Origin of the sequence: Burkholderia sp. ABCPW 14, from assembly GCF_001523835.1 — a bacterium.
GTDB lineage: Bacteria > Pseudomonadota > Gammaproteobacteria > Burkholderiales > Burkholderiaceae > Burkholderia > Burkholderia mayonis.
In genome coordinates this window covers 1-8,399 of record NZ_LOVS01000168.1, presented here as the reverse complement: position 1 = coordinate 8,399, position 8,399 = coordinate 1, and the positions used below count along the sequence as shown (strand labels likewise).

Annotated in this window: 8 protein-coding genes and 1 tRNA gene; all 9 read right to left on the bottom strand. The window is 66.6% G+C overall.

Annotated elements, in window-relative coordinates:
* Window positions 1-278 precede the first annotated feature (278 nt).
* A complete protein-coding gene (locus tag WS62_RS36990; protein ID WP_066577262.1) occupies window positions 279-539 on the bottom strand; it encodes a hypothetical protein in 261 nt (86 codons plus the stop codon).
* A 43-nt stretch (window positions 540-582) separates the two neighbouring features.
* The gene (queD, locus tag WS62_RS26580; protein ID WP_066488445.1) at window positions 583-1,035 is read right to left on the bottom strand and encodes a 6-carboxytetrahydropterin synthase QueD; all 453 of its coding nucleotides are present in this window, start codon (window positions 1,033-1,035) and stop codon (window positions 583-585) included.
* A 19-nt stretch (window positions 1,036-1,054) separates the two neighbouring features.
* A complete protein-coding gene (queE, locus tag WS62_RS26575; RefSeq protein ID WP_066488447.1) occupies window positions 1,055-1,687 on the bottom strand; it encodes a 7-carboxy-7-deazaguanine synthase in 633 nt (210 codons plus the stop codon).
* A gap of 88 nt (window positions 1,688-1,775) precedes the next feature.
* The gene (gene queC / locus WS62_RS26570; protein WP_066488450.1) at window positions 1,776-2,510 is read right to left on the bottom strand and encodes a 7-cyano-7-deazaguanine synthase QueC; all 735 of its coding nucleotides are present in this window, start codon (window positions 2,508-2,510) and stop codon (window positions 1,776-1,778) included.
* A 355-nt stretch (window positions 2,511-2,865) separates the two neighbouring features.
* A tRNA-Phe gene (locus WS62_RS26565) sits at window positions 2,866-2,941 on the bottom strand.
* A gap of 60 nt (window positions 2,942-3,001) precedes the next feature.
* The gene (gene esaR, locus WS62_RS26560; RefSeq protein WP_066488451.1) at window positions 3,002-3,688 is read right to left on the bottom strand and encodes a response regulator transcription factor EsaR; all 687 of its coding nucleotides are present in this window, start codon (window positions 3,686-3,688) and stop codon (window positions 3,002-3,004) included.
* The gene (gene esaS, locus WS62_RS26555; RefSeq protein WP_066577259.1) at window positions 3,689-6,097 is read right to left on the bottom strand and encodes a sensor histidine kinase EsaS; all 2,409 of its coding nucleotides are present in this window, start codon (window positions 6,095-6,097) and stop codon (window positions 3,689-3,691) included.
* Between the two features lies 1 nt (window position 6,098).
* Window positions 6,099-6,689: a DUF4390 domain-containing protein gene (locus WS62_RS26550; RefSeq protein WP_066577257.1), complete on the bottom strand. Its 591-nt coding sequence runs from the start codon at window positions 6,687-6,689 to the stop codon at window positions 6,099-6,101.
* Window positions 6,686-8,098 (bottom strand): 16S rRNA (cytosine(967)-C(5))-methyltransferase RsmB, encoded by a 1,413-nt coding sequence (gene rsmB, locus WS62_RS26545; protein ID WP_066577255.1) that lies wholly within the window; start codon window positions 8,096-8,098, stop codon window positions 6,686-6,688. The genes WS62_RS26550 and rsmB overlap by 4 nt, the downstream gene beginning before the upstream one ends.
* Window positions 8,099-8,399 lie beyond the last annotated feature (301 nt).

Sequence of the window (8,399 nt, the reverse complement as noted above, 5' to 3'; positions counted from 1 at the left end):
TAGTTGGGCAGTCGGTCAGTGGGTCAGTCGGTCAGTGGGTCAGTGGGTAAGTGGGTCAGTGGGTCAGTGGGTCAGTGGGTCAGTGGGTCAGTGGGTCAGTGGGTCAGTGGGTCAGTGGGTCAGTGGGTCAGTGGGTCAGTGGGTCAGTGGGTCGGCGGGTCGGCGGGTCGGCGGGTCGGCGGGTCGGCGGGTCGGCGAATTATCGAACCAGCGCATCGACAGCTCGAACGATTCGCTGGCCGATCAGACAATTGCCCAGGACGACAGCAGCACAATGATCAACGAGTCAGCGGCTCGGCGCTCGGCGCTCGGCGCTCGGCAAATCGGCAAATCGGCAAATCGGCAAATCGGCAAATCGGCAAATCGGCAAATGCGACGATCCGCTGATCCGCCGGGTTCAACAAATTCGCCTGAATCGAACCACCACTGCGCATCCACAGGAAACCGAGCGCCCCGAGCAAACCGGCCGAGTGCATCGAACGAAGGAGCGCGAAGAAAAAGCGCCGATGCGCGACCGCCTCGCGCACGCCGAAGCGCATACCGCAGCGCACGCCGGCCGCCGGTGCCGCGTACCGCCGCGCGTCAGACGCGCGAGTCGCGCTCGACGTCGGCCCAGCAGTTCGGCGTCTCGTAGAGACGCACACGCTCGAGGCGCAGATTGACGCCGTAATGCGCGTCGTAGACGTTCGCGAGGATGTCGAACGCGATCGCCGCGAGATTCTCGACGGTCGGAATCCGGTCGAGGACGACCGTCTTGTGGTCGGCCATCTTCTCGAGGAACGAGCGCACGACGTCGTCGCGCGCATAGACGAGGAACGCGTGATCCCACTTGCTGACGAGGTGCTCCATCGCGAGCACCTTCACGTCGGCGAAATCCATCACCATCCCGCGGTCGGGTGCGCCCTCGGTATCGACGAGATCGCCGCGCAGCGTGATTTCGAGCACATAGCGATGCCCATGCAGATTCCGGCACTGGCTGCGGTGATCGGGGATGCGGTGGCCCGCGTCGAATTCGAGTTTTCGGGTAATCAGCACGATGAATGAAGCGTAAGGCTCAAGGAATGTTCAGGTACTTGTGCGTCTGCATCGACAGTCGCCACTGCGGATGGCGCTTGCACCAGTCGATCGCGAGCTTGGTGTTGAAGTCGCGCGACGGGCCGTCCATCGGCTGCACGAGGAAATGCTCGAAGTCGAGCTTCGCATAATCGGCAAGGCGCTGGTTGTCCTGCGGCACCACCACCTTCAGTTCGTTGCCCTTCGTGACGACGAGCGGCGCATCGGCCTTCGGGCTCACGCAGACCCAATCGATCGACTCGAGCACGGGCAGCGACCCGTTCGTCTCGATCGCGATCGTAAAGCCCGCCGCATGCAGCGCGTCGACGAGCGGCTGATCGAGCTGCAGCATCGGCTCGCCGCCCGTGCAGACGACGAAGCGATACGCTTCGCCTGCCGGCCACAGCGACGCGATCTTCGCTGCGAGCGACTCGGCGTCCTTGAACTTGCCGCCGTTCTCGCCGTCGGTGCCGACGAAGTCGGTGTCGCAGAAGCGGCACACCGCTCCGTCGCGATCCGCTTCGCGCCCCGACCACAGGTTGCAGCCGGCGAACCGGCAGAACACGGCCGGACGCCCGGCGTTCGCGCCCTCGCCCTGCAACGTATAGAAGATTTCCTTGACCGTGTACGTCATGCTGCTTCGTTTCGGCTCGCGCCGTTCGCCTTCCGTTACTCGATGAATCCTGTCGCCGCCCGCGCCGTCGCGCGAGCACCGCGCCGCGTCAGACCGGCGCCTCCGTCACGCGCTCGCCGCGCAAATACGCTTCGTAGCCGCGCTTGCGCAGCTTGCACGCCGGGCATTCGCCGCAGCCGAAGCCCCAATCGTGCAGTTCCGAGCGCTCGCCGACGTAGCACGTGTGCGTCTCGACGCGAATCAGCTCGACGAGCGGCTTGCCGCCGAGTTGCTCCGCGAGCCGCCACGTGTCGGCCTTGTCGAGCCACATCAACGGCGTTTCCAGCACGAAGCGCGTATCCATGCCGAGATTGAGCGTGACCTGCAGCGCCTTCATCGTATCGTCGCGGCAATCCGGATAGCCGGAGAAATCCGTCTCGCACATGCCGCCGACGAGCACGCGCAACCCGCGCCGATACGCGATCGCCGCGCCGATCGTCATGAACAGCAGGTTACGGCCCGGCACGAACGTGTTCGGCAAGCCGTTCGACGCGGTCTCGATCTCGATCGCCCGCGTCATCGCGGTGTCGCTGATCGAGCCGAGCACCGACAGATCGATCGTGTGGTCGTCGCCGAGCTTGTTCTCCCACTGCGGAAAACGCCGCTTCAGCGCATCGCGCACGCCCTCGCGGCATTCGAGCTCGACGCGATGGCGCTGGCCGTAGTCGAAGCCGAGCGTCTCGACGGTCTGATAGCGCTCGAGCGCCCAGGCAACACACGTGGCCGAATCCTGGCCGCCGGAAAACAACACAAGCGCGCTGTCCTTAGCGTCTGTCCGAATCACCTGATACTCCGTGAATGATGAGCGAGCGCGCCGGCGATCCGGCACGCGCCGGCGGCGCCGGTCCACCCAGCGCCGGTCCACCCAGTATAGGCAGCAGCGCCGGGCCGGAAACGGCGCAGCGCTTATGTCGCTCATCGCGGCGCGCTGCCGCGGCGCACGGGCTCGTGCCGTCCTCGTCGAGCCCCGAAACGAAAAAAGGACTTGCGGCGCCCACCAGGGCACATCCTCAAGTCCTCTAAGTCTTTGAGTCGACGGAGATTTTATCACGCCGTCCCAAAACCGGCCGAGGACTGGAAATGCTGCTCCATAAACGAAAAACCCCAAGAATCTGGCGATTCTTGGGGTGGAATACTGCTGGTGGCCTGGGGCGGAATCGAACCACCGACACGCGGATTTTCAATCCGCTGCTCTACCAACTGAGCTACCGGGCCACGAAGAAAAAAGATTATAGCAATGCGTCAGACAGCGATCAAGCCCCTTGTGCAAAAAAGTTATGCCGCTCCTTCGGCGGGCTTCTTGCCGAGCTCGACGCCGAGTTGCTTCAGCTTCCGATACAAATGCGTGCGCTCGAGGCCCGTCTTCTCCGCGACGCGCGTCATGCTGCCGTTCTCGCGAGCAAGGTGATACTCGAAGTACGCGCGCTCGAACGCGTCGCGCGCCTCGCGCAGCGGAATGTCGAACGGAATCGCGGCCGTCGTGTGGCCCGCGAGCGCCGCGTCCGCATCGTCGTTGAACGTCGGCAACGCGGCCGCCGACGCGACCGAAGACGGTCCCGCCGCCTGCTTCGCCGCCGGGTTCGCCGGCAGCGGCGCCGCGCCGCGCGCGAGGCCGTGCTCGACCGACTTCAGCAGCTTCTGAAGCGTGATCGGCTTCTCGAGGAAATCGAGCGCGCCGATCTTCGTCGCCTCGACGGCCGTGTCGATCGTCGCGTGCCCCGACATCATGATGACGGGCATCGTCAGTTGTCCTTGGCTTGCCCACTCCTTCAGCAACGTGACGCCGTCGGTGTCGGGCATCCAGATGTCGAGCAGCACGAGATCGGGCGCATGTTGCAGCCGGTAGTCGCGCGCGGCTTGCGCGTTCTCCGCGACGTCGACGACGTGCCCTTCGTCACTGAGGATCTCCGAGAGCAATTCCCGGATGCCCATTTCATCATCTACCACCAGGATGGTTGCCATTTACGCTGCCTTTGTCTGCACAGTTGCTCTTGTCTTGGCCGGTGCCGTGCCGCCGTTCGCTCCGCCCCCGGCGCCCGCCGCGTCGTCCGCGAGTTGCAGGAACAGGATCGAGACCTGCGCGCCTTCCACGACGTCGCCGTGCATGCGATTGCGCAGATCGATCCGCGCGCCATGCTCGTCGACGATCTTCTTCACCGTCGCGAGGCCGAGCCCCGTGCCCTTCGCCTTCGTTGTCACGTAGGGCTCGAACGCGCGCGTCAGGATGCGCGCCGGAAAACCCGGACCGTTGTCCGAGACGGTCAGCCGAACCGCGACGCGCGTTTTGCCGTCTGCGTCGGGATCGCCATATTCTACTGTCTTGGTTTCGAGCAACACACGGGGATGCTCGACGTCGGCGACCGAATCCTGCGCGTTCTGCAGCAAATTGTGGATCACCTGACGCAGTTGCGTCGCATCGCCGCGGATTACCGGAAGCGGCGCCTGCTCGACGACGATCGTGCTCTTGCCTTCGCCGACGCCGTAGAGCGTCGATACTTCGCTCACCAGATCGTTCAGTTGCAAGTTGACGAGCACCGCGGTCGGCGTGCGCGCGTATTCGCGAAAATCGTCGACCATCCGCTTCATTGCGGCCACCTGATTGACGATCGTCGTCGCGCCGCGCTTCAGCACTTCGGCGTCGGGCGGCGCGAGCTTGTCGGAGAGCTTCATCTGCAGACGCTCGGCCGACAACTGGATCGGCGTGAGCGGATTCTTGATCTCGTGCGCGAGCCGCCGCGCGACTTCGCCCCACGCGACCGAGCGCTGCGCCGAGATCACGTCGGAGATGTCGTCGAACACGACGACGTAGCCGGACGTCTGCGGATCGTCGAGCTGGCCCGGCGCGGCGGCCGTCGACACGAGCCGCGTGCCGCGCACGAGCAACGTCAGCGGATCGGCCTCGCCCGGCACCTCGACCGCGAACTGCTGCTGCCAGTGGCCGCGATCCTCGCCGCCGCCCCGGCCCGCCGCCTCGCGATCGGCGAACGCCTTTCTCACCATCGCGCCGAACTCCGCGACGACGCCGATCTGATCGAGCGTCGTGCCGATCAGCGAATTGAACGGCTGCCGGAAGATCCGCTCGGCGCCGCGGTTCGCGGTCGTCAGGCGGAACTGGCGGTCGAGCACGAACACGCCCGCCGTCAGGTTCGCGAGAATGCTCTCGAGATAGGTTTTCGAATGCTCGAGCGCGACGCGGTTCTTCTCGACCGCGAGGCGCGCCTCCGAAAGCTGCCGCGTCATTGCGTTGAACGACTGGGTGAGGAAGCCGAGCTCGTCGCGCGTCTTGATCTCGCGCTTCGGCGTGTAGTCGCCTTCCGCGACCTCCTTCGTGCCCTGCGCGAGCAGGAACAGCGGCCGCGCGAGCTGGTTGCCGAGCGCGAGCGCGATCATCATCGCGATGAACGTCGCGAGAAAGAGGGCGAGCGTCAGCGTGCCGATGTACATCTTGCGCAGCCCGCTGCGGCCGAGCGACTTCTCCTGATATTCGCGATACGCGCGCTGCACCGCGTCGGCGTTGCGCGCGAGCGTCGGCGACACCGGCTGCGTGAGTTGCAGGAAGCGCTCGTCGGGCTGCAGCAGCGTCGTCGTCGCATCGGGAATGCGCTGCACGACGCGCAGACGCAGCGCGCCCTTCGATCCGCGCGCGCGCGGATCGCCGTCGACTTCGCCCTCGATCGCCGCATAGCCGCCGTGCTCGCGCGCCTGGCCCAGCATCAGCGGCGTCGGCATGTCGTCCGGAATCAGCGCGGCGAAGTTGCCCGACGCCTGCGCGACGATGTGCACGTCGGGCGAGGCGCCGTTGCCGCGGCCCGGCTCCACGATCGTCGCATCCTGCACGCCGAACTGGTCGCGCAGGCGCAGCAGCGTGAGCGTCGTGCCGTTCGTGTTGCTGTCGGCGCTCGCGAGCTGCTCGGACATCAGGCGCGCCTTCGTCTGCAGGTCCGCGAGCGACGTGTCGAGCATCCCGCGGCCGAGATTGAGGCCCGCGGTGAGCGCCGTCTCGACATTCACGTCGAACCAGGACTCGATGCTGCGCGACACGAACTGATACGACACGACATAGATGATCCCGCCCGGCACGACGCCGACTAGCGTGAAGAACACCGCGAGCTTCGCGAGCAGCCGCGTGCCGAACTTGCCCTTGCGCAGGCGCGCGACGATCATCCCGACGAGCCCGAGCACGACGAGCAGGAACACGAGCGCGACGATGATGTTCGCCGAGTAGAGCCACGAGTAGTAGCGATCGAAGAACTCGGTGTTCGCGCTCGCGGCCGCGAGCAGTACGAGCAGCAGAAGCGCCGTGATCGCGACGGTCGACACGATCACGCGTATGAGGAGGCTCTTTCCGCTCGTCGCGCGGCGGACGCGCATTTTATTTAGCACGTTCGGCCACCGTGAAAGTAAAGCGCTTCCAGTCGGAAACGAGACTCCAGTCGCGGTTGTTCACCGCGTCGACCTGGAAGGGCTTCGGCATCAGCGCGGTGTCGAGCTGCATCCGCACCGACGCGGTATACGTTTCGCCCGAGCGCACCTGGCTCTTGTCGATCACGTGCCAGGACGTCACGTGCTTGACCACCGCGAGCGCCTCCTTCAGCGACGGAAAGCCGAGCTGCAAGCCGCCCGTCGACACCCGGTATTCGCGCGTGAGCGGCTGGAACGACAGGCGGATCGTCTGCGACGCCGACACCGGCTGCTCGTCGAACCAATACCAGCGCGCGCGGCTCAGTTCGAAATCGGTCGTGAAATAAAGCGGCACGCCTTTGTTGACCGCGTCCTCCAGACTGCTGTTGAGCTCGAAATCGAAACGCGCGTCGAGGCTCCAGCCGTTGCCGTCCGACTGCAGCGACGCGCGCTGCACGGCGACCGGATCGGCATGTGCGGAAGGAACGGCAGCGAGACACAGCGTCAGCGCGACCCAAAGCACGGCCGCGAGCCGGAGTGGAAAGAAGCGTTTGATCGTCACCGTTTCTGAAAGCGCGCGTAGAAAAATCCGTCGTGATCAACATGCCGGCCGGGCTCGCTCGATCCCCCGATGGCCGGCGCCCCGCCTGACGCGCCCTGCGGCAACAACTGCCCGGGCGCGTCCAATCGTACCGCATCTTGATAGGCGTCTCCAAACCAGCGCGCCTGCAGCTCGCCCTCTTCCGGAAAGATCGAGCAGGTCGCGTACAGCAGTTCGCCGCCCGGTTTCACGATCGGCCAGAGCGCGGCGAGAATGCGGCGCTGCTCGGCGACGAGCGCGGGAATATCGGCCGCGCGACGCAGCCAGCGGATGTCCGGATGGCGGCGCACGATGCCCGACGCCGAGCACGGCACGTCCGCGAGGATTCGGTCGAACGGGCGTCCGTCGTGCCATTGCGCAGGATCGCCCGCGTCGCCGATGCGCACGTCGGCTGCAAGCGACAGTCTCGCGAGGTTTTCGCCGATGCGCGGCGCGCGCGCCGGATCGCTTTCGAGCGCGACGACTTCGACGTCCGCAAGCTCGAGGATGTGACACGTCTTGCCGCCGGGCGCCGCGCACGCGTCGAGCACACGCATGCCGTCGCGCGCGCCGAGCCATTCGGCCGCGAGCTGCGCGCCCGCATCCTGCACCGACACGATGCCGTCCACGAAGCCCGGAATGCGCTCGACCGGCAGCGGCGACGCAAGCCGTATCGCATGGCGGCCGATTTTTTCGGCGTCGATCTGCTCGGCACGCAGCACGTCGAGATATGCGTCGGCCGTCATGCGGCGCGCGTTCACGCGCAGCGTCAGCGGGCCGGGCGCGTCGCCCGCGGCGAGCATGCGCTGCCACGCGTCGGGCCACGCGCGCTCGACCGCGTCGATCCACCACGTCTCGTAGTTCCAGCGGGCGCGGCGATCGGACTGCAGCCGCTCGAGCCACGCGGCCCGTTCGCGCAGGAAACGACGCAGCACCGCGTTGACGAGCCCCTTCGCGAACGAGCACTCGCGGCGCGCGCCGACGGCGGTCACGGCCTGGTCGACGACGGTGAAGGGCGCATACGCGGCGTGCTCGTCGTCGTCGACGAGAAGCGCGAACGCGCAGACGAGCAGCGCATGCACGTGCGCGTGCGGCGCTTTGGCGACGAATTGCGCGATCAGCCAATCGGCCGTGCCGCGGCGGCGCACCGCGCGATAGGCGATGTCCTGGATCGCGCCGCGCGGCCCCGGTTGCGTGCCTGCGGGCAGCGCCGCCTGGACGGCTGCAAGTGCGGCGGGCAGCGCCGCGCCGCGGTTGACCGCATCGACCGCTTGCGCGGCGGCGTCGAGCGCGAAGCCGAGCGAATCGGGAACGAGGTGCAACGTCGACGGTCGCGTGGCGAGAGCGGGCGCGCCGGATGCGCGGGAACGGGAAGAGCGAGTCTGGGTCATCGGATCAGCAATGCCTGCGGCACGCGGTGGCGCCGGGCGGTGGTAGGGGTGTGCCGGTGGCCGGCCCGCGGCCGGTGAGCGGGATATTGTAGCGCGCTGGGCGAGCGGCTCTCCTGTTCGGGTGGCGGGGCTGCGTTGGCGGAATTGCGCGTCGGGCAGCGGGCGATGCGTGGTGGGTAGGGTTCGAGAGTCTTCGGCTGGCGGGCGCGGGCCCGTTCGGGATGAACGAATCAGGCTGCTCTGTGCCGTTCCTTCGGCTCGTCGGCTCGTCGGCTCGTCGGCTCGTCGGCGGGTGGCGGGT

Bases quoted from the DNA above. Each gene is read 5' to 3' on its own strand.
- WS62_RS36990 (WP_066577262.1), bottom strand. From the start codon at position 539: ATGCGCTTCGGCGTGCGCGAGGCGGTCGCGCATCGGCGCTTTTTCTTC.
- rsmB (WP_066577255.1), bottom strand. From the start codon at position 8,098: ATGACCCAGACTCGCTCTTCCCGTTCCCGCGCATCCGGCGCGCCCGCT.
- esaR (WP_066488451.1), bottom strand. From the start codon at position 3,688: ATGGCAACCATCCTGGTGGTAGATGATGAAATGGGCATCCGGGAATTG.
- queE (WP_066488447.1), bottom strand. From the start codon at position 1,687: ATGACGTACACGGTCAAGGAAATCTTCTATACGTTGCAGGGCGAGGGC.
- esaS (WP_066577259.1), bottom strand. From the start codon at position 6,097: ATGCGCGTCCGCCGCGCGACGAGCGGAAAGAGCCTCCTCATACGCGTG.